This is a genomic window from Streptomyces sp. BR1 (assembly GCF_052373795.1).
Classification (GTDB): Bacteria; Actinomycetota; Actinomycetes; order Streptomycetales; family Streptomycetaceae; genus Streptomyces.
In genome coordinates this window covers 2,275,022-2,297,211 of the sequence record NZ_CM126252.1, presented here as the reverse complement: position 1 = coordinate 2,297,211, position 22,190 = coordinate 2,275,022, and the positions used below count along the sequence as shown (strand labels likewise).

Genomic DNA, 22,190 nt, shown 5'->3' with positions numbered 1-22,190 from the left:
GGCCTCAGTACGTCTGGAGCTCCACCAGGTTCCCGTCCGGGTCGTGCAGGTGGGCCGTGCGCAGGCTGGGTCCCCACTGCGGCCGGTCCTGGGCCGGGGCGACGACCGTGGCGCCCTCGCCGACACACAGCTCGACGGCCGCGTCCAGCGCCTGCGCCCCGTCCACATGGATCACGAGCGACCCGCCGCCCGCCGGCGCGTTCTCGCCCCCGACGGCCCCGGCCATGGCGTCCCGGGAGAACAGCGCGAACGCCGTACGCCCCTCGCAGTCGTCCCAACTGGCATAGCCGGACGCCTCGTTGCCTCTGGCCAGGGCGCAGCCGGTCAGCTTGGGCAGCACGGCCGTGTAGAACCGGAAGGTCGACTCGTAACGCTCCACCAGGAGCCGGGTGTACGGAGGTTCATGAGGTGCCATGGCTCGAATCTACCCCGGACGCACAACCCGACTGGTGGACACTGGCGTTGGTGATCACACCGTTGCGCACGGTGTACGTGCCGGAGTAGGTGCGCCGAGTGCCGTCGTTCTGGTCTGCGGCGATGTTGACATAGGCGGTGTCGCCCGCCACGGACAGCACGGTGACCTCGGTCCGCCGGGTGAAGGCGAAGCCGGAGACGTACGAGCTGTAGTCCTGGCCGAGGTTCTTGCCGCCCAGAGCCCACGCGGTGCTGTAGTCGCCCCGGTTGAGGGCGGTGTAGTAGGTCGTCACCGTGGCCCTCGGTCCGCCGGTGGCCGGGATCGTGTCGGTGGTCGGCTCGTCGGTCGCGGCCGTCTGCTCGGCGGTCGGCTCCGTGGTGTCGGGGAAGGTGGGCGTATCCGTCGGGGCGTCCGTGGCGAATCCCGGGGGCGGCCAGGGCGGCGCCGACGGGTGGTGGCCGCCGCCGTGGTCGCGGGCCAGCCACCAGATGCCGGTGCCCGCCGCCCCGCACAGCAGGACCGCGACGAACACCACGATCAGCATGCGCCGCAGACTGTCGTCCGGGGGCGGCTGCCAGGGCTCTCCGAAGCCCTCCGGGCCCGACGGTCCCGGTCCCTCCACCCAGCGCTGCGCGTCCGCGTCCCAGTAGCTCATGTCACTCGCACTTCCCGGTTCAGCCGGTCAGTTGGGCGATGGTCTCGACGACCGCCGTGGCCGAGGCGAGCCCCGCCGCGGCCGTCGCACCGAGAGTCAACCGGTCGCGCAGCCACTGCAGACGGTCGCGCCGCACCTGACCGGTCGACGTCACCCCTTCTTCGATTTCGTTCAGCCCGTCGTCCAGTTCGGCGATGTCCGGCGTCCGGTTGAGCATGCCGAGGTGTTCGCGCAACATCCGTACGGTCATGGCGAGTTCGGGCGGTGCGTCGAGCAGCTGCTCCGAGGCGTCGACGGCCTTGGCGTCGGCGCCCGACGCCGCAGCGCCGCCCGTCATCACCCCGATGCCGATGCCGCCGGGGACGTTCGTGGGTGCGCCGGTGTACGAGGGCGGCGGCGTCGGCGTGCCCGCGCGCCGCGAGCGGTCCTCGGCGGACGCCCGGTCCCCGGTCGCCGCCGCTCCGCCCGTCATCACCCCGATCGAGATGCCGCCGGACGCCGAACTCCTGGTCGCCGGGGGTGTTTCCGGGTCCGTCTCCGCGTCTGTCTGCGGGTCCTGTGCCATCACTTGTCGCCTTCCCTGTGCGTCGCCGACGCCTGTTCGCCGGTCGCGACCGCGCCGCCGCTCATCGCCCCGATGAACACGCCGCCACCGCTCACGGTGACGATCTGCTGCTCGAAGTCGCCGGTCTCGTAGTTCTTGGCGCGCAGCGCCTCCCGGACGCCGCTCGCGATCCGGTCCTGCACCGTGCGTACGTACCGCTTGACGTCCATGTCCTGGAAGACGGACAGATCGGCCGTGCTCCCCAACTCCCGTACGGAGGTGGCCGGTCCGTCCGGCAGGGCGTGCTGGGGGTTGGCCAGCCAGGTGCGGAACTCGGCGGCGGCGGTGCGGACCAGGGAGGTCGCGGCGGCGAAGTTCGCGGTCGGGGCCGCGAGCAGACCGCGCACGGTGTCGCGCAGGACGTCGCCGTCGCCGCGCGCCTCGATCACGTCGACGGCCCGGAACTCCAGCCGTACGGGCGTGAGGACATGCGGCACGACCTCCAGGACCAGCATCCCGCCCTGGGTGTGGACGCGGACCAGGACCGAGACCACGACCTGCTCGTCCCAGGTGCCGATCCGGATGCGCAGGAAGTGGCGGCGCGCCTCGCCGCCCTCGCCCACGGCCTCGTCGAGGTGGCGCCGTACGGTCGGCTGCCCGTAGTCGACCTGCCAGCGGGCCACCCCGGTCGGCAGATAGACGAACTCGTCCACTTCCAGCTCGCGCAGCCGGTCGCGGCTGGTGGCCGCCGCCGAGGTGCGCAGGGCTTCGAGCTGCGGCTTGATGAGGTCGATGACCTCGCGTCCGGTGAGCGGGCCCGCCCCGTTCTCCGGCTCCGTGTTCTTGCGCTTCTTCAACTCCATGACCAGCGACCACTGTTCGGCGTACGGCTTGCCCGCGCCGATGAACGGGCGGAACGGGTCGTAGATCGTGAGCGACGCGTACTGCTCGCGGTCGATGGCCGCGCCGATGCGCGCGAAGCGGTGCGGCAGCAGCTCGCGGCGCGTGCCGGGGTAGGCCTCGGAGCCCAGTTCGTGGCGCATGATGGTGGTGACGTCCGCGCGATACGCCCACACGGGCACCACGAGCAACAGCGGGAACACCACGCCCGTCCAGGCGTCCTGGCCGCTGAACAGCGCCCACAGCGCGGCCACCCAGTACACGAGCGCCACGATGAACGGGATGAGCGGCAGCAGCATCTGCAAACGGCCCCGGGTGGCCTGCTTGACCATCGTGCGGTCGAGCGTGAAGACCGCGACGCCGAGACCGGTCCCGGCGCGTACGGCTCCGAGGATGAAGCAGACGACCGCGTACGCCAGCCAGCCGGGCAGCGGCAGTATCCGGTCCGAACCGACCCCGGCGAACCAGAGTGTGATGAACACGGCCCAGATGCCGAGCAGCATGAGCGCGGTCTCCGCCTCCTTGCGGCGGGCGCGCAGCGCGTGCGCGAGGACCGGGAGCGCGTCGATGCCGAGCGAGAGGGCGATCGGGCGCTCCTCGTGCTGGACCAGCTCCTCGATCACCCGGCGGCGGAAGTCGGCATCGAGGTAGACGCCCGCGCACAGCAGCCGGGTCGCCTCGGTGCGGGTGGCGCCGGGCTCAGGATGCGTATCGGGCATGTGGCCCCCTGTCCCACGAAAGTAATCGGGTACTGGGGCGTCTCATCGACCACCACCAGCGAGGGGGGACCGTATCGGCCACGGCCGTATGCGTCTTGGACAAAATTGACCTCGCTCTCACGGGTCTCGTCTTCACAGCGTCAGCGCCCCCTCCACCCGGCGGGCCCGGAGCATCCGGCCGGGGGTGGTGCCGGCCAGGGCGCGGAACTCGCGGTTGAGATGGGCCTGGTCGTAATAGCCGCAGACCGCCGAGGTGTCCGCCAGGCTCGCACCGCCCCGGGCGAGCATCCCCATGGCGCGGTGAAAGCGCATGACCCGGCCGTACGTCTTGGGGGTGAGGCCGATCTGCTGGGTGAACCGGCGGATCAAGTAGCTCTTGCTCCAGCCCACTTCGGCGCTGATCCGGGCGATCGGGATCGTCCCGGCGGTGCCGACGAGCAGCCGGTAGGCGTGGCCGACCTCGGGCGCGGGGTCCGGGCCGAGGTCGAGTCGGGCAAGGAGCGCCGAGTCCAGCAGGTCGAAGCGCTCGGCCCAGTCACGGGTGGCGGCGAGGCGCTGGACGAGGACGGCGCCGGAGGGGCCCAGGATGTGGTGGAGTTCGACGACGTGATTGGTCAACTCGCCCATGGGGATGGCGAACAGGCGGTACGCGCCCAGCGGCGTGAGCTCCAGGCGGATCGCCTCCTGGCCGCCGGGGTGCCCGGCCAGCGTGGGTCTGTCCTCAAGACCCACGACCAGCGAGCCGATCCGGCCGCTGCCCTCGCCCGGTAACCCCAACCGTCTGACCTGCGCGAACGGCTCCGCGAGGCTGATCACCACGACGGCGCTGCCGGTGGGGACCAGACGGACCTGGTACGGCGAGGTCGCGGCGTCCCAGTAACCGGCGTAACCGCGCAGGAACGGGCGCAGGCCCGGATGCCAGGGCCGGGTGACACGCCACAGACCGCCCGCCCGGGCGAAGCGGACGCCGGGACCGGCCGTGATGCCGCCGCGTCCTAAGTGGAGCGCCAAAAGTCCCCCTCGTGCTCGGCCGGGCCCTGTGCGCGCGACCGTCGCCTTGTGCGTATCCAGCTTCTCTCCGACCACCTTGCCCGTACCCCGCCCGGAGGGTGTCGTTTCCGGGCAGGTGCTCCGGGGCGGGTGTGAAGAAAGGTTCGGGGTGACGGAAAACTGTGCGAGTGCGGAAACGAGAAGAGGCCCGACCGGATATTCCGGTCGGGCCTCTTCCACGTCGCCTGGATCAGGCCTTCTTGGTCTCCAAGTAATCGGCCGGGTCCGCGACCTGCAGCGATCATTGCTGTGGGTCGCTGACCTGGCCTTTTCCTGATTGCTGGCGACGGGTCGCGACGGTCTTGATCGGGTGTCTTGCGGACTGTGTGCGGACTGCTGGCGCAGGCTGTGATTGGCGCGGGGCAGGGTGCTCCCTCAACCCGGTGGCCTGACCGCCCGTCACAGGAATCAGATGTCGCCGTGGACCAGGGCGTGCAGATGCTCGTCGTGCCATCCGTCTTCGTGCAGCAGGGCGCTGCGCATCGTGCCCTCGACGGTGAAGCCGGCCTTCTCCGCTACTCGGCACGATGCCGAGTTGGCCGCCGCGTGGCACAGCCGGAGCCGGTGCAGACCAAGGTCGTCGAACGCCCATCGGCTGACGCGCTGCGTGGCCTCGGCCATGGCGCCGCGGCCACGTCCTGCGGGTAGGAGCCAGTACAGGATTTCGGCGCTGCCGCCCTGGAGGTCGATGTCACCCCAGCCGATCAAGCCCACGGCCTGACCACCATCGGGCTGGGCGATGGCCCATATCGCGCTCTGCTCGTTCTGCCAACGCTCGTGCATGCGCTCGATTCGCTTTCGTGCTTCCGCCTGCGACGTCACGAAGAGTCGGTTCCACTGGCGAATGTCCGGTTCCTGAGCGGCGGCTACCAAAGCGTCGGCGTCGCTGACACGCCAGGGACGCAGCTCCAGACCACTAGGGAGAGCGAGCACGGGCTGTTCCATCTTGGCCATGTGGCCTGCGGGAACGACGGGCGGTATGGGTGAGGTGATCATCGCGGCATCGTGCCACAGCCCTACACCGGACAGAACCCGCTACCCGGTACCCGACCATCGACCCGGCGAACCAATACGGTCACAGCACTAGCGCGCGCTTTGATCCCCCTGGCGGTCACCGACGTGTGGCACTGCAGGCAGGACCGGCCGACCGTCACGGAGGTACCGAGGGTGGCCGTCGGCGAGGGCGTCGAGGGCGGCTCCGAGCCGGTGGCTCAGCCGGTCCCGTAGCAAGGCGCCGGCCTGGTGCGGCGGGACGAAGGCCAGCTCGGACAGTTCCTCATCTTGGGGGCGCAGGGCAGCGGCCTGGTCGTGGTCGAGGGTTCCTCCGTCGAAGATGAAGGCGATCTGGTCGTCCCACGGGCCGTGGGGTGCCACCCAGTCGACAACGAGCAGCCTGTGAAGCGGGGCGTCGAGGCCGAGCTCTTCCTGTAGCTCGCGGCGGGCCGCGTCGTCGGGGGCCTCGTTGGGTTCGGCCATGCCGCCGGGCAGGTCCCAGCCGGGTTTGTAGGTGGGGTTGACCAGGAGGATGTTGCCGTCGGGGTTGCGTAGGAGGACGTCGGCGGCGACGCGCTTGCGGGCCTGGGTGGCGTTGCCTTCGGCGAGGTAGGCGTTCCAGGCGTCGGGGTCGGCGGGGGTGGGCCTCATGGTGCGGTGCCTTTGCTGGGCGGCGGGATGATGTCAGCGAGCAACAGCATTCTGGCTCGCCGTACGTCGGCGAAGCGCGCCAGGAAGTCCCGCACCGGCGGGTATCCGCGATGCGGTGCCAACAGGTCTTGAAGCATGTCGAGTTGGTGGACGACACGGACCGAGCCGAGGGCCGGGTCGGCGGTGAGCAGGTCAAAGCCCACGTGCAAGGCGGCATCCAGTTCGCGCCGGTGGATGTGGATACCGACCAAAGTGATCCGGCTGAGCGCGAGGGAGCGGGCGCGGCCGGTCTCCCGTAGGGCGATGGCTTGTTCGGCGTGCTCCAGAGCCGCGTCGTACTCGTGCAGGTCTCGGTGGATGAGGGCGGATTCGCTGGCGAGGGCGGCGGCGTCGAACGGGCTGAGCCAGGGGTGCTCGGCCTCGGCGGCCGTCTCCAGCATTTGGTGGGCCTGGGAGAGCGCCCGTGCCGCAGGAGTGGTCTGGGAGGCGGCGGCCAGGGCCCTGGCCTTCATGGTGTGCAGGCGGGCGGTGAGGGTGGGGATTCTGGGGCCGTGGCCGAGGATGTCGAGGCCGGTGGCGGCCCAGTGGGCGGCGGCTGCGGGGTCGCCGGTCTGCAGGGCGAGGTGGCTGTTGCTGGCGGCGATGTTGGCGGCCAGGGCATGGTCGCCGGAGGTGCGGGCCAGGGGCAGGGCGCGGGTGAAGTGGCGTTCGGCGAGGTCGTCGCGGCCGGAGTCGTGGGCCATCCAGCCCGCCATCTCGGTCAGTGCGGCGGCAGCCGCGAAGACCTGCGGGTTGCTGTCGGCGTCGACCAGGCGTGGGGCGATGTTGCTGGTCAGGTGCCGTACGACGGCGCCGTACAGGCGGGTGCCGCCGGTCTGGCGGTCGGCGTTGCGGAAGGCGTCCATCGCGGCCACGTCGTCCTCGTCGGCCGAGACCGGGGGCGAGTGGCTGGGGGCTGGTGTGGCGGTGGGTTCCCAGGGGCGGAGGGCCAGGCCGAGGAGGCGGCCGGGGATGTGGAAGGCGTCCGCGATCTGCTCGAAGATGACGAGCTTTTCGACCCGGCTCTTGCCGTTCATGTAGTCGTAGAGCCGCCCTTGAGTGATCTCCACGGCAGAGGCGATGCGCCGGGTGCTGATGCCGCGGTGGTTGAGGAGGCGGAACAGCGCGCCCATGTCGCGCTGGGCGCAGGCGTCGAGGAGCCGTTCGTCGCCGAGGAGGCCGGCGACGACGTTGCGTGGATCTCGTGGTGGGTGGCTCATGGGTTCTCCCCCGTACGCGGCTGGTTCGAGGCTATGACCAACGAGCGTGGGGTGACTCCGAGTTGGGGTCACCTGGCGGAGTCTCGCGCATGCGGGGGCCGGTCCTTAACTGGATCTCGCCGTTCGGAGCCTCCCATCCGCAGCCTGCCGCTGGCTCCGGCGGCGTCGATCGGCGGCTCCTTCTTCCCGTCCCCCGAGGAGAGGGAGCCGCCGTCCGCCCCCAGCCGAGGAGCAGTCCTCATGCCCACGCGCCGAGCCCGCATCGCCGTTCCTGGAGATCCCTCCGCTGTCGCCTTCGCCCGTGATCGCGTCCTGACGCAGCTCCACGGCTGGGGCGTACCGCTGAATGCGGAGAAGCGCGAGGCGGTCAAGCTGGTCGCCTCGGAGCTGATCACCAACGCCGTTGTGCACAGCGAGGGCCTGGCCATGGTCGGCCTCTACTACGACCAAGACGGAGGACGGCTCCTGCTCGTCGTCCATGACAGCAGCCCCGAACCCCCACGCCGCATCGACGCCACCGCCGACGACGAGAGCGGGCGCGGGCTCGCCCTGGTCGCGGCCCTGGCTGCCGAACATGACTGGGAGCCCACCGGCAAAGGCAAGAAGGTATGGGCCGCCTTCGAGGTGCCCGTACCACCCCCGGCACGCGCCGCGCTGTTACGGCGCCGACTCCAGACGCTCACACCACGGCCGTACGTCCCTGGTACGCGCCCGTTGGCAGCGGTCGTCGGCCTGTGAGCGGCGGGCGTCATGCCGCCGCGCGAGAGCCGATCAGGGGCCCGGGGGTGGGGTTCTTCGCGGCCGTGCTCGGCCTGTGGGTGACCCCATCCGCGGCCCTCCTGTCTCCCCATGCAGCGGACCTGTTCGCCCGTGCCCAGCCCACCCCGGTCAGTACCGCAGACCACGACCTGACGCGAGAGGAACAGCCATGACGACGACGGACATTCAGCTCGCCAGACGCCTCGCGGCCGTACCCCGAGCGGTGATCATGCAGCCGACGACGCTGTGCCAGCCGCTGGACTGCACCTACTGCTACCTACCGTTCCGCAAGCAGCAGCACCTCATGCCGCAGGCAGTGGCCCAGGCTGTGGCGAGCACGGTCAACGGCTGGGCGGCACGAGACCCGCTGTTCGAGGTGGTCTGGCATGGCGGGGAGCCGCTCTCCGCTAGCCGCGACCACCTGGGCAAGCTGATGGCCCCATTCACCGGGGTGAAGCACACCATCCAGACCAACGCCGCGCTCCTGGACGACGCCTGGTGCGAGTTCCTCCTGGAGCACGACGTCGGCGTCGGGGTGAGCATCGACGGTCCGGCGGAGATGAACTCTCACCGCGTCACCCGCGCCGGACATCCGGCCCACCGGGTGATCATGCGGGGCATCCAACGGCTCAGCACCCACGGCATCCCGTTCTCCGCCATTGCCGTCGTCACCGAACCCGACCCTGCCCGAGCCTTTGCCCTCTACGACTTCTTCGCCGACCTCGGCTGCCACTCTCTCGGCGTCAACGTCGAGGAACAGGAGGGCGCGAACACTGCTAGGAAGGCACCGGATCCGGCGCGGGCCACCGAGTTCTGGGCGGCCCTCACCGCAGCCTGGGAAGCCAACCCCGTCATCCAGCTCCGTGAGGTCTCGCGTGTGCTCGACTTCGCCAGCGCGGTCCTCGGTGGTGAGCGGGTACCGGGCCCGGCTACCCAGCCGTGGGACCCGCTCCCGACGATCGCGTACGACGGAGGCGTTGTCCTCCTCTCCCCAGAACTGGCGGGGTTCACTGACGACCGCTTTGGCGACTTCACCACCGGCAACGTCCTGCACCAGGAGCTGGACCAGCTGCTGGCCGAGGCCACCGACCGCACCCCGTGGCTGGCGGAGTTTTGGCAAGGGGTTGATACCTGCCGCGCCACCTGCCCGACCTTCGCTTTCTGCGGCGGCGGCCACCCGGCCAATCGCTACTTCGAACACCACGGCCGCTTCGACGGCACCCGCACCGCCTACTGCATCACCACCAAGATCGCCTTACTCGAAGGAGTCACCCGCCATGTCCGAACCCACCGCGACTGACCTCGTGCTCAACGCGGCCGACCGCCTCCGTGCACTGATAGGTATGGCACCACCCACCGTCCTAGTGGGGAAGTTCGACAACCGGCCCACCTGGTCCAACGCCACCCCAGCGTTCGACAACCGTCCGACCTGGGACAACTGGAACAAGAAGAGCTAGCCGGCGGACCTTGGCCGCCGGAGAGATGGAGTACGACCGTGGACAGTCGCACCTTCGGTCGAGTGACGCTGACCCTGCCCGGCCTCGACGAGCCCGGCCTGTACCTGTCCAACGTCCAGTCCCTCGAAGGCGGCCGGGGCGCCGTGCAGGACTTCCAGTACGCCGACGCCGACCTGCGCATGCTCGACCTCGCGGACACCCAGCTCCTGCGGGGCCGGATCACCGACTTGCGCACCGGACGCGCCAGCCTGGACCAACTCCATCTGAACTCGATCGAGTTCAGTGGCTGTGACTTCGGCTCGGCCCAGTGGCGCAAGAGCAAACTCTCCCGGGTCGCCTTCCGTAACTGCAAGATCATGGGCGGCGTCCTGGACGACCTGACCCTCGATGACGTCCTCTTCGAGAACTGCAAGCTCGACTACACGGCCTTCTCCGGCCTCCGTGCCACCGGCCCCGTCGTGTTCTCCCAGTGCGTCCTGACCGAGGCGTCCTTCACCGAGTGCGACCTCACCGACGGCATCTTCGACGGCTGCACCCTGCGCCTGACCGAATTCGCCAAGGGCCGCTATAAGGGCCTGGACCTGCGTGGCAACGACCTCAGCAGCCTCCTCGGCGTCGCCAGGCTCTCCAAGGTCATCATCGACCGCACCCAGCAGCTCGAACTCGCCCAGGCCCTCCTCGCCGAACTCCAGGTCACGTACGGCGAAGACCTCGACGAACCCCGATGATGCGGAGGAACCCCGCATGACCCTGGCCATCGCGGCCATCGACCCTGCCGCCTTACGCAAGCGCTGCGAGGTCACCACCCTGCGCACGATGCGCGGAGACTCCCCGTATGAGGAGGGCGCGGTCGTCCCCGCCGGTCCTTGGACGGCCATCTCCGACGAGACCGCGCGGGACCTGACCGCCGCCGCAGCCCAGGCCCGCGACAGCACGCTGGTGGAACTCGTCCAGGTGCCGCAACCCACCGGCCCGCTCGCCGCCCTCGCCGAACCACTGGGCGACCCGGCCGCCCTCCACCTCGGCCAGGCCCGCGCGCCCGCCGATGCCCTCACTACGACCGGAAACCACGAGTACGGCCGCCGCATCGGCCTCCACGTCGACAACTGGGACCGGCTGTCGTACGCGGCCAAGCACACCGGCCGCCGTCGCCTGTGCCTCAACCTTGGCCCCGGAACCCGCTACCTCCTCCTCGCCGACCTCGACATCCGCGCCATCTGCCGAGCCGTCCACCAGGACTTCGAACACCGCTACCCGCACACCGACGACCTGCGGCAGTACGTCATTGAGGGCCACTTGGTGCTGTGTTTCCGCCTCCGCCTAGAGCCCGGTGAGGGCTACATCGCCCCCACCGAGCTCATCCCGCACGACGGCTCCACGGAGGCGCAGTCAGAGTCGTCCACCGCCGCGTTCTGGCTCGGGCACTGGCCGCGTGGGACCCTCCCCTCCCTGGTGTGAGCCATGGTCCGTCAGCGGTGATGCCCGATCGAGCCCGCAGGACCGGCAGGACGGTCTGAGCTGGGTACGGGGTGATCCGACTGGGATGCTCCCGCTATCCGCGCGGACTGAGGTGCGGGCGTGACCGTCGTGGTGCTGCGGGTGCTTGGCGTGCGTGCTGCCTGTGCGCGCTTGTTCGGCTGGGCGGTGATGCGCCAGTTGAGGACCTCGGCGGGCCGCTCGGCGGTGTCGAGTTCGCGTTCAGCGGCGATCCGGGCAAGGAGCTGGCGGGGGTTGTGGCCGGCGGTTTGGGCGCGGGCGAGGGTGGTGGCCAGGGCGGGCCAAGCGGGGTCGGTGAGGATGCGGTCGGCGTGGTTGGGGACGGCCTGGCGCACCGCGGCCTCGAAGTGATTGATGGTCTGCTGGCGTGGGGCGCGTCGGGTGAGATCCGCCAGAACCGGCTCAGCAGCTTGGCGATAGCTCGCCTGCAGGTGGCGGAAGGCTTCCTCTGCTGCGGCTGCCTGCTGCTCGTGGCCGCGCTGCTCGTGCCAGTGGGCTGCTGCGCGGGCCAGGTGCAGAGCGGTGAAGACCAAGGCGATGGCGAGCCCGCCGGGGAGATTGGGGGCGTAGGCGAGTTCCCTGGCCGCCTGGCGCAGTTCGTCGGCGGCCTGGTGGTCGGCCCGGATCGCCGAGCGGCGGGCGCGGTTGAACGCCGTTGCTGCAGCTTGCAGTTCCGCCTGGTGCGGGCCGGGTGTAGCGCGGGCCAGGTTGTGCAGGGTGTCAGCGAAGGCGTCCAGGTGGCCCTGGGCCACGGCGTCATCGTCTGTATCGAGAAGTGTGCGGGCGGTGCGCATGGCGGATTCGGTACGACGCCACGTGTCCGCCACATCCGCCACAGGTTCCGGTCGGTCGGCCACCTCTTGGCTGGGGATGCGTTCACGCAGGCGGTTGCAGGACAGGTCGGGTGCGAGTTTGGAGCCGCCGAAGTAGATGGTGTCGCCAGGGGCGGCCAGGCTGTAGCCGGTCACCTCGCCGGTCTCGGGGCCGACGCGGGTCTTCACCTGAATGCCCAGCGAGGTGAGGACGGCGAAGTAGTCGTCAATGCTGCGCACGGCAGCGGCGACCGCGTACGCCTGCTCGCGCAGCCACTCCCGCGCGGTCACGTCCTGGCCCAGGCGCGCGGCCTTGGCCCGCTCCGCCCCGGTGGGCGTCTTGGGCGCGGTCAGGTCACCGGACTTGAGGCGGCGCAGCCCGAACTCGGCCTCGATCTTCCGGCACTCCTGCTGAGCCCGCCACCCGTCGCGGTTGGTGCGCGGGCGGCGGCCGTCGACTCGGACGGTGGTGGCCAGGATGTGGATGTGGTCGTCCGCGTGGCGCACCGCGATCCACCGGCACGCCTGGTCATCGCCCTCGGGGGCGATGCCGGTGGCGGCGACGACACGGCGGGCGACCTCGGCCCACTCGGCGTCGGTCAGGTAGCGGTCACCGGGGGCGGTGCGCACCGGGCAGTGCCACACGTGCTGTGGGGGCGTCTTGCCGAGTTCGCGGATGCGCAGGTCGACATGGTGGTCGAGGCGACAGGCGAGCTGGGCGTAGGTGGCACTCGGGTCGCGGCCGGGGTCGGGGGCGCCGGCCATGTCCCAGGCGGCGACGATGTGGGGGTCGGTGTGCTCGTCGCGCCGCCCCTTGCCGAAGAGGTAGTTGATCAGGCCGAGGGTGCTGGAGCCGGTGGAGACGTCAGGCACCATGTGCGGCCCCTTCCGCTAGAAGCTGGTCCATCAGCTCGTAACTGGCTTGGGCCGCCTGGTCGATGCGGTCGAGTACGGCTTCGGTGCGCTCGGGGATTGCGCCGGAGTGGATGGCTCCCATGATCTGGTTGAGGTTGGTGCCGATGCGGTTCAGCGCCTTGGTGTGCGCCTCGACGGCTTCCACCAGCGGGCGGATCGGGTCGTCCTCCGGACTGCCTGCCATGTTGGCTTTGCCGAGCGCGACCGCCAGGGCGGCATCGCCGACGAACCCGGCGAACTTCTGACGGCGCCGCTTGGCCTCGGCGTCGATGATGCGGACCGCGGTCGGGGTGAAGCGGATCTTCTTGTCCTGGTCGCGGTTCTCGGTGGTGCGCTTGCGGTTCATCCGCGCGGGCAGCGTGGGGGCGTCGGGCTCACGCCACGAGGGCTGCTCAACGGGCGGGCGGTCATCGGCGGGCGGTTCGTCGTGCGGGGCGGCGTCGGCAGCGGGCTGCTCGGTGCTGTCGGCGCTGGGCTCGGCCACCCCCTCCGGCTCGGGCGCCCGTTGGCGCCCGGCCTCCACCTCCGCCACCCCAGGGGCGGGGGCAAGCGCGGACGAAGCCCCGTTAGGGGCTCGAACGCTCCAGCTTGCTGCTGTTCGTCGGCTCAGGCCGAACCATCCCCGGTGGCGGGAGGAGGCGGGGTCGGTGTCGTTGTCAGTGTGCACGGTGGTGCTCCGGTGATGAGGGGGTGGGGGCGGTGTCGCGTCCGTCGCATGCGTCGCGTGCCTGGTCAGCGCAGGTACGGACATCCGGGCAGGTACGGAGAAGTGCGTCCCGGCGGGAGAGTCCGTCCCCGCGCTGACCTGCGCGGGGACGGACGCGACGCAGTGATACGGACTACGGCCCCGGTGGGGTCAGAGGGTCCGCTTGGGTCCGGCGGGGCCGCCGGGCAGGCCGATGGGAAGCGATCCCGCCGGGGCGGCGGGCGGCTTGCCCTGGGCCGGGCGGGCAGCCGCCTCGTCCGGTGCGGGCTCGGGTACCGCCTCGGTGAGGTCGGGGCAGTTGCGCGCCCAGGCATCCAGGAACCGGTTGCGCATGTACGCCTTGGCCTGCCTGCCCTGGTCGAAGCGGTAGTTGGCCGGGCTGATGCCGAAGTCCCGCAGCAGGTTGCCCAGGTGGTAGGCGTTCAGGCCCTTGGTGCCGTACTCCGCCCACGGGGCGTCGGCGTCCTGGATCAGGGCGGCGACCAGGTCCCGTGAGGGCAGGGCCACGGGGTTGCCGTTGGCCTCGAAGATGCGGTGGATGTCGCGCAGCAGCCGTGTCTTCAGGCTGCTCTGCTCGTCCTGCACGGCCTCATGCCGGGTCATGGCCACACACGCGGCGCGGGCGCGGGCGGGCCAGTGGCCGCCGGCCAGGTCGGCGACGATGACCAGCGGCTCCCAGGTGTCCGCTGCCCGGTCCTCCACCGGCATGTCCGGAATCATGCGGGCAGCCTCGCTACGCAGCGGGCCCAGCCAGGCGGCCAGCTTGTCGCGCAGCACGTTGAGTTCCGGCACCGAATGCCGCAAGCGGAATGAGGCGACCTTCTCGCCCGTCTTGCGCTTCTGCATCCGCAGCACGACTGCCCGGTCCATGATCGTGTCCGGGAGGTCGCCGATACCCGCGAGCGCGGCCATGGCGAAGGTCGGGTACGGGGTCGGCTTGTGCTCGGGGCCGGAGATGCGCCAGGCGGGCCGGTTGCGCTGATGTCCGGCATTCAGCAGGCCGCGCAGGTCCTCCTTGTCGCCCGCCTTGGGGCCGAAGATAGTGTCGGCCTCGTCCACCAGCAGGGTGGGCGGGTTCTTGCCGATGACGCGGTAGATGACCGCCGTGGAGATGTTCACGGTCATCATCGGCTGATGCACGGTCTCGTGGAGCACGTCCAGGACGCGGGACTTGCCGCAGCCCTTCGTCGGGCTCACTATCGCCAGACGCGGCGCGTGCTGCAGAGCGGTCTGGATGTGCGTGGCCGCCACCCACAGGGTGACTGCGGTCAGCGCCTCCTCGCTGGGCAGCACCACGTACTTGCCGACCGCCGACCGCAACTCATCCAGCACCACAGCCCCGTCACCGGAAGTCGGCTCCGCGTCGTACGCCGGTCTGGACGGCTCTTCCAGACCGGCCTGCGGGCCTTGGTCTGGTCCGCCAGCATGGTCTGGTGAGGGGACGTTGGTCCGCTCAGCGGCGGGGATACCGACCCGGTTCCGGTCGTGCGGACCAGTATCCGATCCCTGGTCGGCACTGTCGCGGACCACCGGACCGGCAGGAGCGGACCGCTTCACCTCGTGCGGACCATCCTGGTCCGCAGCACCCGGTCCGGTCCGCGCGCCACTGACCTGCGCGTCTTCCACAGGTGCGGGTATCCGGGCCGGCGACGATAGTGCGGTCGGCGTGGCCTCGGCGGTCCGGTCCGCGACTACCGCACGCTGCGGACCAGTCTGCGGACCAGCGCCGTCCGGCGTGTGCGGTCCGGCGGACCGGCCGTCGTTGCGGTCCGCATCACGCGGACCAATCCCTTGGCCGGGCACCGCCACCGGCGGCCAGGTCACCTTGGGCTCGGTCCCCACCACGGAGGGATCGGGGGATGCGCTCGAAATGCGCGAGGACGTAGAGTCCTCCATAGACGTTCCTCTCCGGTGAGAGGCAGGACGGGCAAGGTCCCGCCCCTCACCAGCTCGTTCGTTCAGGGATGGGCAATCTGCTGGGGAATCTCCGGCCCTCGGCGTTGGCTCGCCGAGGGCCGCTGTCATGTGCGGCCGTGTCGGCGCCTCATGAGGCCAAGCCCCACTCGCCCTGCCCCTCGGCCAGCGCCTGCTCGTAGCGCAGCAGCTCCGTCTCGGGGTACAGCACGCGCTTCCCGATCTTGATGCCGCGCGGGCCCTTCCCGATCTGGCGCCAGTAGCGGACCGTGCTCTCGGACGTGCGGTAGCGCTCGGCCACCTCGGAGGTGGTCAGGTGTCGCAAATTTTTCCAATCGACTAGCGGGCAATTCGTGATGAGTAAGTGGTACCACGCGATCACCGGTTAGCCAAATCGGCTAGCTTATGATTCAATTTGGGTAACGATGGTCAAGGATGGAGGCCCGATGGCAGGTGACAAGGCGGATGGCGGCGAGGTGCCGCTGCTCTACAGCGAAGGGAACGTGGCTGCGCGTGTGGCACTGGAGCGCGAGGTGAGGGGGTGGAGTACCACCGAACTGGCGGAGCGTGTGACCAAGGCTGGCGTGAAGCTGAACCAGACCGCCGTCTGGCGCATCGAAAACGGCAACCCCCGCCGCCGTATCAACCTCGACGAGGCGCTCGGCTTCGCCCGAGTCTTCGAGCTCCCTCTCGAAGAACTGATGTCCCCGCCCCTGGAGGGGCTGGACGTCGACGGCAGGCGGCTCGTGCAGGAAGCCGTCGAAGCGTTCTACGAGTCCCGTGACGTTCAGGACCGCCTGCACCACGCCGTCGTCGCGATCGCCGAGCACATCAAGGCGCACCCCGACAGTTCACGCGCCATCCACGAGCAGTGCCTGCGCCTCATGGGCGACGAGCGCGACGCTCGCACCCTGACCGACGACATCGAGCACGGTGCCTACTACCGCTGATCCCCAACGAGAGGAACCCACTTGGCGAACATCCAGAAGCGCCCCAACGGCAAATGGCGGGCTCGCTATCGCGACCTCGACGGCAAGGAGCACGCTCGCCACTTCGACCGCAAGCTCGACGCCCAGCGGTGGCTCGACGAGGTCACGACCAGCATGGTCACCGGCCTGTACGTTGACCCGCGCGCCGGGAAGATCTCCTTCGAGAAGTACGCGGCGAAGTGGGAGGGCGAGCAGATCGCAGGGGAGGCCGGCACCCGCATCACCGACAACGCACTGCGGGTGCATCTGGTACCCGCACTCGGCTCCTACGCGATGGCGTCTCTGCGCAGGACCCACATTCAGGCCCTCTTCAAGAAGCTCTCCGAGCAGCTGGGGCCGGGCAGTGTGCGCAACGTCTATGACGTCCTCGTTCGTGTCATGACGGCCGCCGTTGAGGACAAGGTGATACCTGCGAGCCCCTGCAAGCGGATCACCCTCCCGCTCATCCTCGACGAGGAGATCACTCCGCCCACGGTCGCGCAGGTCGCGGCGATGGCCGCTGTCATGCCGCCGTACCTCCGCGCGGCGATCGTCGTCCTCGCCGGATCAGGCTTGCGCATAGGCGAGTTGCTCGGCCTGAAGGTCTCGGACGTCGACTTCAAGAACGGCACCATCCGCGTCGAGCGCCAGCGTCTCCAGTCGGGCCTGATCGGTCCGCCGAAGACTGGCAAGTCCCGGCGCACGGTCCCGGTCGGTGAGGTCGTCACGGACGCACTCCTCGCGCATCTCGCCGCGCGGCCTTCGAAAGAGTGGCTGTTCACAATGGAGGAGTACGAGCCCCTCAACTACCGTCGCTGGAAGACCGAATGGAACTGCGCCCGTAAGGCGCTGCAAGCGGCGGAGAACGAGGCGGCCGAGCGCGAGGGCCGCAAGCCCGTCGAGCTGCCGCACATGGTGACCCACGACCTGCGGCACTTCTACGCCTCCGCGTTGATCGCTGGCGGGGCAAGCGTCAAGCAGGTCCAGCTCGTTCTCGGCCATGCGTCCGCCGTCATCACCCTGCGGACCTACGCGCACCTCTGGCCGGGGGAAGAAGACCGCACCCGGACCGTCATGGACGCCGTTCTCGGCGGCCTGCGGACCGGGTGCGGACAGACGGGCGACTTGACCCGCGAAACCGCAGGTCAGACGGCCTGACCAAAGATCAGGCCTTCTTCGTCTCCCAGAAGATCCGGTCGATCTCGGCGATGAGCTCAAGGGCCTTCTCGCCGGTCTTCGGGTCCGTCGACGCCTTGGCGGCCGACAGGGCCTTCAGGGTGTCGTTGACCAGCTGGTGGAGCTGGGGGTACTTCTCGAAGTGCGGGGGCTTGAAGTAGTCGCTCCAGAGCACCGAGACGTGGTGCTTGGCGAGCTCCGCGCGCTGCTCCTTGATGATCGTGGCGCGGGCGCGGAAGTGCGCGTCCTCGTTGGCCTGGAACTTCTCCTGCACGGCCTTGACCGACTCGGCCTCGATACGGGCCTGGGCCGGGTCGTACACGCCGCAGGGCAGGTCGCAGTGGGCGCTGACCTTCACCTTGGGGGCAAACAGGCGGGAAAGCATTGAGCTGTCCTTCCTCGTGATCGTCTTCTCAGGTGGGACATTACTCGGTGAGTGACCTGTTTTCGCGAGTGCCCCCGGGGGCTTAGGACAAAAGTCCAGGGTCACCATGGGACTCGTGGCGGAACGTACCGTGGGTGTGGACCGGGAACCGGGAGGTGGGTGGCGGATGACGGATCAGGGGCGGGAGCCGAAGGTGCCGTTGGGGATCGCGGAGGTGACGGGAACCTCCATGGTGCCCACGCTGCTCCACGGCGATCAGCTGCTGGTGCACTACGGGAGCGAGCTCCGGGCGGGGGACATCGCGGTGCTGCGGCATCCGCTCCAGCAGGACCTGCTCATCGTCAAACGGCTCATCGAGCTGCGCGAGGGCGGCTGGTGGGTGCTCGGCGACAACCCGGACGACGAGGTCGTCGACAGCCGGGCGTTCGGGACCGTCCCCGGCGAGCTCGTCCTCGGGCGGGTGCGGGCCCGCTACCGGCCGATCACCCGGGGGCGTCAGCGCTCGCTCGGGCTGCTGCTGTCGTGGCTGGCCACGGCGGTACGGCCGGTGTTCGCCGACCGGTCGGTCTCCAGGCGCTTGCGGGCCCGGTAGGCGGCCACGTTCGCGCGGGTGGCGCAGCGGTCGGAGCAGTAGCGCCGGGAGCGGTTGGTGGAGGTGTCGAGGTAGGCGTTGCGGCACGGCGCCGCCTGGCACAGGCCGAGGCGGTCCACGCCGTACTCGGTGAGATGGAACGCGAGGCCCATGGACGCGAGCGCCGCGTAGCCCGCCGTCGCGTTCGAGGTGTGGTCCGCGAGGTGCATGTGCCACAGCGGGCGCCCGTCGTCGTCCCGGTGGTCGTGCCCGGAGACCTGTGGGCTCACCGGGAACTCCAGGAGCAGCGAGTTGAGCAGGTCCACCGCCTGCACCTCCTCGCCCGCGTCCGCCGCCTCGAACACCGCCCGCAGCCGCGCCCGCACCGCCCGCAGCCGGGGCACATCGGCGTCGGTCGCGCGCCGGGCCGTGGTCGACTCGGAGGCGAAGAGCTCGCGGACCACCTCGACCGACGTGAGGGAGTCCTTGTTACGGGCCGGCTCCTCGGTGTTGACCAGGCGCACGGCGTAGTCCGAGTAATAGGCCAGTTCCACGTGAATTCCTTTTCGGCGGCGGGCAGCGGTGGCGGGGAGGTACGTAACCGCTGGGCGTGCTTCGAGGGTATTACGTCGAACTGTCCTCCGGGTACGAAGTCGGCCAACGGCGGAAAGGGGCGGTACGGGCTCCCGGCCCGTACCGCCCCTTTACGTGACCCGTGGGCTACAGGACCTTCGAGAGGAACGACTTCGTACGGTCGTGCTGCGGGTTGGTCAGGACGTCGCGCGGGTGGCCGGACTCGACCACCACACCGCCGTCCATGAACACCAGCGAGTCGCCGACCTCACGGGCGAAGCCCATCTCGTGGGTGACCACGACCATGGTCATGCCGTCCTCGGCCAGGCCCCGCATGACGTCCAGGACGTCGCCGACCAGCTCCGGGTCGAGCGCCGAGGTGGGCTCGTCGAAGAGCATCAGCTTGGGCTCCATGGCCAGGGCGCGGGCGATCGCCACACGCTGCTGCTGGCCGCCGGAGAGCTGCGAGGGGTAGTTGCGCGCCTTGTCGGCGAGGCCCACCCGGTCGAGCAGCTTCTCCGCGCGCTCGCGCACCACCGCCTTGGACTCGCCCTTCACCTGGATCGGCGCCTCCATGACGTTCTCTATGGCCGTCATGTGCGGGAACAGGTTGAAGCGCTGGAAGACCATGCCGATGTCGCGGCGCTTGAGCGCGACCTCGCTGTCCTTCAGCTCGTAGAGCTTGTCGCCCTTCTGCCGGTAGCCGACGAGGTCGCCGTCGACGTACAGGCGCCCGGCGTTGATCTTCTCCAGGTGGTTGATGCACCGGAGGAACGTCGACTTGCCGGAGCCGGACGGGCCGATCAGGCAGAACACCTCGCCCTCGGCCACCTCCAGGTCGATGCCCTTGAGGACCTCGACGGCGCCGTAGGACTTGTGCACGCCTTCGGACTTCACCATGGCGGTCATCGGGTCACCGCCTTGGGGGTACGGCGGAGCGAGGCCAGGTTGGCCTTGACCCGCTGGAACGGGGTGGGCGGGAGCGCACGGCTGGCGCCACGGGCGTAGTAGCGCTCCAGGTAGTACTGGCCGATCGAGAAGACCGTGGTGAGGATCAGGTACCAGGCGGCCGCGAGGAACAGCATCTCGACCGGGGAGCCGGAGGTCTGGCCGATGTCCTGGGCTTGGCGCAGCAGCTCGTAGAACTGGACCGCCGAGACCAGCGAGGTGGTCTTCAGCATGTTGATGACCTCGTTGCCCGTCGGCGGCACGATCACGCGCATCGCCTGCGGGATCACGATCCGGCGCAGCGTCTTGGAGTGGCTCATGCCCAGCGCGTGGGCGGCCTCGGTCTGGCCCTCGTCGACCGCGAGCAGACCGGCCCGGCAGATCTCCGCCATGTACGCGGCCTCGTTGAGCCCGAGCCCGAGCAGCGCGGTGAGCAGCGGCGTCATGAACGAGGACCAGTAGTCCTTGTAGATCGGCCCGAGGTTGATGTACTCGAAGACCAGGCCCAGGTTGAACCAGACCATCAGCTGCACCAGGACCGGGGTGCCCCGGAAGAACCAGATGTAGAACCACGAGATGGACGCGGTCACCGGGTTCTTCGACAGGCGCATCACGGCGAGCAGGATGCCGCCGACGATGCCGATGGCCATCGACAGGACGGTCAGCAGCAGCGTCTGCTTGACGCCGTCGATGATCCGGCTGTCGAAGAAGTAGTCCGGAACGGCGTTCCAGTTGATCTTGCCCTGGCCGAACGCGTAGATGATCGCGACGAGCAGAGCGAGGGCGATGACCGCGGAGACATAGCGTCCGTAGTGCCGGACGGGGATCGCCTTGATGCTTTCCGGAGCCGCGGGCGGCGGGGTGTCGTCCGCGGGCTCCGCCTTGTTGACGTCAACAGTCACGGGTGTTGCCTTTCAGAAGCCTTTACAGGCGCCCGGCCCCGGGGACGGGGGCGGAGCGGGCCTGGAGCGGAGAGAATCAGACGCCGCCGTTGATCTTGGCTTCCTTGATGGCGCCGGCCTCGACGCCCCACTTCGCGATGACCTTGTCGTAGTCGCCGCTCTTGATGATCGCGTCGAGCGCTTCCTTGAGCGCGTCGCGCAGCTGGGTGTTGTCCTTGGCGACCGCGATGCCGTACGGGGCGGCCTCGACCTGCTCGCCGACGATCTGGAAGTCGTTGCCGCCGCCCGAGGTCTTCACCGCGTACGCGGCCACCGGGAAGTCGGAGGAGCCGGCGTCGGCGCCGCCCGAGCGCAGCCGGGTCTGGGCCTGCTGGTCGGTGTCGAAGGCCTCGATCGAGATCTTGCCCTTGTCGCCGCACTTGTCCGACTGCTTCTTGGCCAGGTCCTCGGAGACCGTGCCGCGCTGCACCACGATCTTCTTGCCGCACAGGTCGTCCCAGGTCTTGATGCCCTGGTCCTTGCCCTTGGCGGTGTAGATCGAGACACCGGCGGTGAAGTAGTCCACGAAGTCGGCGCCCTCGCCGACCTTCTTCTTGGTGGCCGAGTCCACGCCGTTCTGGCGGTCCTTGGTGTCCGTCATGGCCGACATGGCCATGTCGTAGCGCTTGGCGCGCAGACCCGTGACCAGGGTGTCGAAGGTGCCGTTCTCGAACTGGAACTTCACGCCGAGCTGCTTGCCCAGGGCGTCGGCGAGGTCCGGGTCGATACCGGCCGTCTTGCCGTCCTTGTCCTTGAACTCGACCGGTGCGTACGCGATGTCCGAACCGACCTTGATGACACCCTTGTCCTGGATCTCCTTGGGCAGCTTGGAGAAGAGCGGGCCCTTGCCGGAGGCGCTCGCGGAGGACGAGCTGTTGTCGTTCTTGCTCTTCGTCTGGTCTCCGCAGCCGGTCAGCAGCAGGGCGCCGGCGACCGCGATCGCGCCGACCGCGGCAATCCGGGACGAGGCGGCGGTCGTGCGACGGGTGGTGCTTGCGGTCATGATCGGGTTCCTCCGGCGGGTGATGGAGTGGCCAGTGAGTAACGGCCGGGACGCTCTTCTTTGGGCGACACGACCGTGTTGTGTCGGCATCTTGCCATTCGGACCAGCGGATTCAGTGGGCCGCGCATGTCAAAATCGGATAACGGGTCACCCCCTCACCCCAACGGGCCGGTAGATCAAGGCCGGACCTTGTCCCGGGTATGCCTTCGCCCACCGGAAAATCTCCGGTTCATCTCGCGTTGTGGACATGTTTCATGCCGCATTGCGCACTTGTCCCGACATGGCGCTATGAGTCATGTCACCGGGGCGTTCCGCAGTCGAAATGGACTACTCGACCGACGCCTCCGTCGGGTAAGAAGGATCCTTACACCCCTCATCC

The 22,190-nt window shown here is 69.4% G+C and carries 25 protein-coding genes; 8 read left to right on the top strand and 17 right to left on the bottom strand.

Features of this window, described 5'->3' with window-relative positions; genetic code table 11:
• Window positions 1-4: 4 nt before the first annotated feature.
• The 8 genes from ACT1U9_RS09605 to ACT1U9_RS09570 all read right to left on the bottom strand — a co-directional run bounded on the left by ACT1U9_RS09605 (window position 5) and on the right by ACT1U9_RS09570 (window position 7,186).
• Window positions 5-415: a VOC family protein gene (locus ACT1U9_RS09605; protein WP_444537930.1), complete on the bottom strand. Its 411-nt coding sequence runs from the start codon at window positions 413-415 to the stop codon at window positions 5-7.
• Window positions 402-1,070, bottom strand: a complete 669-nt coding sequence (locus ACT1U9_RS09600) for a hypothetical protein (protein ID WP_444537929.1) — start codon at window positions 1,068-1,070, stop codon at window positions 402-404. Before ACT1U9_RS09600 ends, ACT1U9_RS09605 begins: the two co-directional genes overlap by 14 nt.
• Window positions 1,071-1,089: 19 nt before the next feature.
• Entirely contained in the window at window positions 1,090-1,635 is a 546-nt protein-coding gene (locus tag ACT1U9_RS09595; RefSeq protein ID WP_444537928.1) for a hypothetical protein, read from the bottom strand.
• A complete protein-coding gene (locus ACT1U9_RS09590; protein WP_444537927.1) occupies window positions 1,635-3,233 on the bottom strand; it encodes a hypothetical protein in 1,599 nt (532 codons plus the stop codon). Before ACT1U9_RS09590 ends, ACT1U9_RS09595 begins: the two co-directional genes overlap by 1 nt.
• Before the next feature lie 132 nt (window positions 3,234-3,365).
• Window positions 3,366-4,244 carry a helix-turn-helix domain-containing protein gene (locus ACT1U9_RS09585; RefSeq protein ID WP_444537926.1) on the bottom strand — a complete coding sequence of 293 codons (879 nt, stop codon included), beginning with the start codon at window positions 4,242-4,244 and terminating at the stop codon, window positions 3,366-3,368.
• 447 nt (window positions 4,245-4,691) lie between these two features.
• Window positions 4,692-5,279 carry a GNAT family N-acetyltransferase gene (locus tag ACT1U9_RS09580; protein ID WP_444537925.1) on the bottom strand — a complete coding sequence of 196 codons (588 nt, stop codon included), beginning with the start codon at window positions 5,277-5,279 and terminating at the stop codon, window positions 4,692-4,694.
• An 87-nt stretch (window positions 5,280-5,366) separates the two neighbouring features.
• Window positions 5,367-5,927, bottom strand: a complete 561-nt coding sequence (locus ACT1U9_RS09575; RefSeq protein WP_444537924.1) for an NUDIX domain-containing protein — start codon at window positions 5,925-5,927, stop codon at window positions 5,367-5,369.
• A complete protein-coding gene (locus ACT1U9_RS09570; protein WP_444537923.1) occupies window positions 5,924-7,186 on the bottom strand; it encodes a helix-turn-helix domain-containing protein in 1,263 nt (420 codons plus the stop codon). The genes ACT1U9_RS09575 and ACT1U9_RS09570 overlap by 4 nt, the downstream gene beginning before the upstream one ends.
• Before the next feature lie 240 nt (window positions 7,187-7,426).
• Between ACT1U9_RS09570 and ACT1U9_RS09565 the strand changes: the two genes are divergently transcribed.
• The 5 genes from ACT1U9_RS09565 (at window position 7,427) to ACT1U9_RS09545 (ending at window position 10,860) form a co-directional block, all read left to right on the top strand.
• The gene (locus ACT1U9_RS09565; protein ID WP_444537922.1) at window positions 7,427-7,924 is read left to right on the top strand and encodes an ATP-binding protein; all 498 of its coding nucleotides are present in this window, start codon (window positions 7,427-7,429) and stop codon (window positions 7,922-7,924) included.
• 190 nt (window positions 7,925-8,114) lie between these two features.
• Complete coding sequence (gene amcB, locus ACT1U9_RS09560) at window positions 8,115-9,245, top strand: cyclophane-forming radical SAM peptide maturase AmcB (protein ID WP_444537921.1); 1,131 nt, start codon at window positions 8,115-8,117, stop codon at window positions 9,243-9,245.
• Window positions 9,223-9,402 (top strand): multiple cyclophane-containing RiPP AmcA, encoded by a 180-nt coding sequence (amcA, locus tag ACT1U9_RS09555; protein ID WP_444537920.1) that lies wholly within the window; start codon window positions 9,223-9,225, stop codon window positions 9,400-9,402. The genes amcB and amcA overlap by 23 nt, the downstream gene beginning before the upstream one ends.
• Window positions 9,403-9,440: 38 nt before the next feature.
• Window positions 9,441-10,130, top strand: a complete 690-nt coding sequence (locus ACT1U9_RS09550) for a pentapeptide repeat-containing protein (RefSeq protein ID WP_444537919.1) — start codon at window positions 9,441-9,443, stop codon at window positions 10,128-10,130.
• 16 nt (window positions 10,131-10,146) lie between these two features.
• Complete coding sequence (locus ACT1U9_RS09545) at window positions 10,147-10,860, top strand: hypothetical protein (RefSeq protein ID WP_444537918.1); 714 nt, start codon at window positions 10,147-10,149, stop codon at window positions 10,858-10,860.
• Between the two features lie 11 nt (window positions 10,861-10,871).
• On the opposite strand, the gene ACT1U9_RS09540 is transcribed toward ACT1U9_RS09545, so the two are convergent.
• From ACT1U9_RS09540 to ACT1U9_RS09525, 4 genes are all read right to left on the bottom strand, one after another.
• Entirely contained in the window at window positions 10,872-12,587 is a 1,716-nt protein-coding gene (locus tag ACT1U9_RS09540) for a relaxase/mobilization nuclease domain-containing protein (protein ID WP_444537917.1), read from the bottom strand.
• The gene (locus ACT1U9_RS09535) at window positions 12,577-13,158 is read right to left on the bottom strand and encodes a hypothetical protein (protein ID WP_444537916.1); all 582 of its coding nucleotides are present in this window, start codon (window positions 13,156-13,158) and stop codon (window positions 12,577-12,579) included. Before ACT1U9_RS09535 ends, ACT1U9_RS09540 begins: the two co-directional genes overlap by 11 nt.
• A 324-nt stretch (window positions 13,159-13,482) precedes the next feature.
• Window positions 13,483-14,652 (bottom strand): DUF3631 domain-containing protein, encoded by a 1,170-nt coding sequence (locus ACT1U9_RS09530; RefSeq protein WP_444539052.1) that lies wholly within the window; start codon window positions 14,650-14,652, stop codon window positions 13,483-13,485.
• 724 nt (window positions 14,653-15,376) lie between these two features.
• On the bottom strand, window positions 15,377-15,571 hold the full coding sequence (locus ACT1U9_RS09525) for a helix-turn-helix transcriptional regulator (protein ID WP_444537915.1): 195 nt from the start codon (window positions 15,569-15,571) through the stop codon (window positions 15,377-15,379).
• A gap of 121 nt (window positions 15,572-15,692) precedes the next feature.
• Here ACT1U9_RS09525 and ACT1U9_RS09520 point away from each other — a divergent pair, with 121 nt between their 5' ends.
• Window positions 15,693-16,196, top strand: coding sequence for a helix-turn-helix transcriptional regulator (locus tag ACT1U9_RS09520; RefSeq protein ID WP_444537914.1), 504 nt, complete (start codon window positions 15,693-15,695; stop codon window positions 16,194-16,196).
• Window positions 16,197-16,217: 21 nt separating this feature from the next.
• Window positions 16,218-17,372: a tyrosine-type recombinase/integrase gene (locus ACT1U9_RS09515; protein ID WP_444537913.1), complete on the top strand. Its 1,155-nt coding sequence runs from the start codon at window positions 16,218-16,220 to the stop codon at window positions 17,370-17,372.
• 7 nt (window positions 17,373-17,379) lie between these two features.
• Here the strand turns inward: ACT1U9_RS09515 and sodN are convergent, their stop codons facing one another.
• A complete protein-coding gene (gene sodN / locus ACT1U9_RS09510; protein WP_188278399.1) occupies window positions 17,380-17,775 on the bottom strand; it encodes a superoxide dismutase, Ni in 396 nt (131 codons plus the stop codon).
• A gap of 166 nt (window positions 17,776-17,941) precedes the next feature.
• On the opposite strand from sodN, the gene sodX reads away from it, so the two are divergent.
• Window positions 17,942-18,367 (top strand): nickel-type superoxide dismutase maturation protease, encoded by a 426-nt coding sequence (sodX, locus tag ACT1U9_RS09505; RefSeq protein WP_444537912.1) that lies wholly within the window; start codon window positions 17,942-17,944, stop codon window positions 18,365-18,367.
• Here the strand turns inward: sodX and ACT1U9_RS09500 are convergent.
• The 4 genes from ACT1U9_RS09500 to ACT1U9_RS09485 all read right to left on the bottom strand — a co-directional run bounded on the left by ACT1U9_RS09500 (window position 18,271) and on the right by ACT1U9_RS09485 (window position 21,811).
• On the bottom strand, window positions 18,271-18,900 hold the full coding sequence (locus ACT1U9_RS09500; protein WP_444537911.1) for a CGNR zinc finger domain-containing protein: 630 nt from the start codon (window positions 18,898-18,900) through the stop codon (window positions 18,271-18,273). The two genes, sodX and ACT1U9_RS09500, sit on opposite strands and share 97 nt — an antisense overlap.
• Window positions 18,901-19,066: 166 nt before the next feature.
• Complete coding sequence (locus tag ACT1U9_RS09495; protein ID WP_444537910.1) at window positions 19,067-19,828, bottom strand: amino acid ABC transporter ATP-binding protein; 762 nt, start codon at window positions 19,826-19,828, stop codon at window positions 19,067-19,069.
• The gene (locus ACT1U9_RS09490) at window positions 19,825-20,769 is read right to left on the bottom strand and encodes an amino acid ABC transporter permease (RefSeq protein ID WP_444537909.1); all 945 of its coding nucleotides are present in this window, start codon (window positions 20,767-20,769) and stop codon (window positions 19,825-19,827) included. The genes ACT1U9_RS09495 and ACT1U9_RS09490 overlap by 4 nt, the downstream gene beginning before the upstream one ends.
• Before the next feature lie 76 nt (window positions 20,770-20,845).
• The gene (locus tag ACT1U9_RS09485) at window positions 20,846-21,811 is read right to left on the bottom strand and encodes an ABC transporter substrate-binding protein (protein WP_444537908.1); all 966 of its coding nucleotides are present in this window, start codon (window positions 21,809-21,811) and stop codon (window positions 20,846-20,848) included.
• Window positions 21,812-22,190 lie beyond the last annotated feature (379 nt).

Coding starts and splice junctions, on each gene's coding strand:
- ACT1U9_RS09605 (WP_444537930.1), bottom strand. CDS start 415: ATGGCACCTCATGAACCTCCGTACACCCGGCTCCTGGTGGAGCGTTAC.
- ACT1U9_RS09580 (WP_444537925.1), bottom strand. CDS start 5,279: ATGATCACCTCACCCATACCGCCCGTCGTTCCCGCAGGCCACATGGCC.
- sodN (WP_188278399.1), bottom strand. CDS start 17,775: ATGCTTTCCCGCCTGTTTGCCCCCAAGGTGAAGGTCAGCGCCCACTGC.
- ACT1U9_RS09495 (WP_444537910.1), bottom strand. CDS start 19,828: ATGACCGCCATGGTGAAGTCCGAAGGCGTGCACAAGTCCTACGGCGCC.
- amcB (WP_444537921.1), top strand. CDS start 8,115: ATGACGACGACGGACATTCAGCTCGCCAGACGCCTCGCGGCCGTACCC.
- ACT1U9_RS09565 (WP_444537922.1), top strand. CDS start 7,427: ATGCCCACGCGCCGAGCCCGCATCGCCGTTCCTGGAGATCCCTCCGCT.
- ACT1U9_RS09600 (WP_444537929.1), bottom strand. CDS start 1,070: ATGAGCTACTGGGACGCGGACGCGCAGCGCTGGGTGGAGGGACCGGGA.
- ACT1U9_RS09540 (WP_444537917.1), bottom strand. CDS start 12,587: ATGGTGCCTGACGTCTCCACCGGCTCCAGCACCCTCGGCCTGATCAAC.
- ACT1U9_RS09485 (WP_444537908.1), bottom strand. CDS start 21,811: ATGACCGCAAGCACCACCCGTCGCACGACCGCCGCCTCGTCCCGGATT.
- amcA (WP_444537920.1), top strand. CDS start 9,223: ATGTCCGAACCCACCGCGACTGACCTCGTGCTCAACGCGGCCGACCGC.
- ACT1U9_RS09520 (WP_444537914.1), top strand. CDS start 15,693: ATGGCAGGTGACAAGGCGGATGGCGGCGAGGTGCCGCTGCTCTACAGC.
- ACT1U9_RS09570 (WP_444537923.1), bottom strand. CDS start 7,186: ATGAGCCACCCACCACGAGATCCACGCAACGTCGTCGCCGGCCTCCTC.
- sodX (WP_444537912.1), top strand. CDS start 17,942: ATGACGGATCAGGGGCGGGAGCCGAAGGTGCCGTTGGGGATCGCGGAG.
- ACT1U9_RS09595 (WP_444537928.1), bottom strand. CDS start 1,635: ATGGCACAGGACCCGCAGACAGACGCGGAGACGGACCCGGAAACACCC.
- ACT1U9_RS09590 (WP_444537927.1), bottom strand. CDS start 3,233: ATGCCCGATACGCATCCTGAGCCCGGCGCCACCCGCACCGAGGCGACC.
- ACT1U9_RS09575 (WP_444537924.1), bottom strand. CDS start 5,927: ATGAGGCCCACCCCCGCCGACCCCGACGCCTGGAACGCCTACCTCGCC.
- ACT1U9_RS09545 (WP_444537918.1), top strand. CDS start 10,147: ATGACCCTGGCCATCGCGGCCATCGACCCTGCCGCCTTACGCAAGCGC.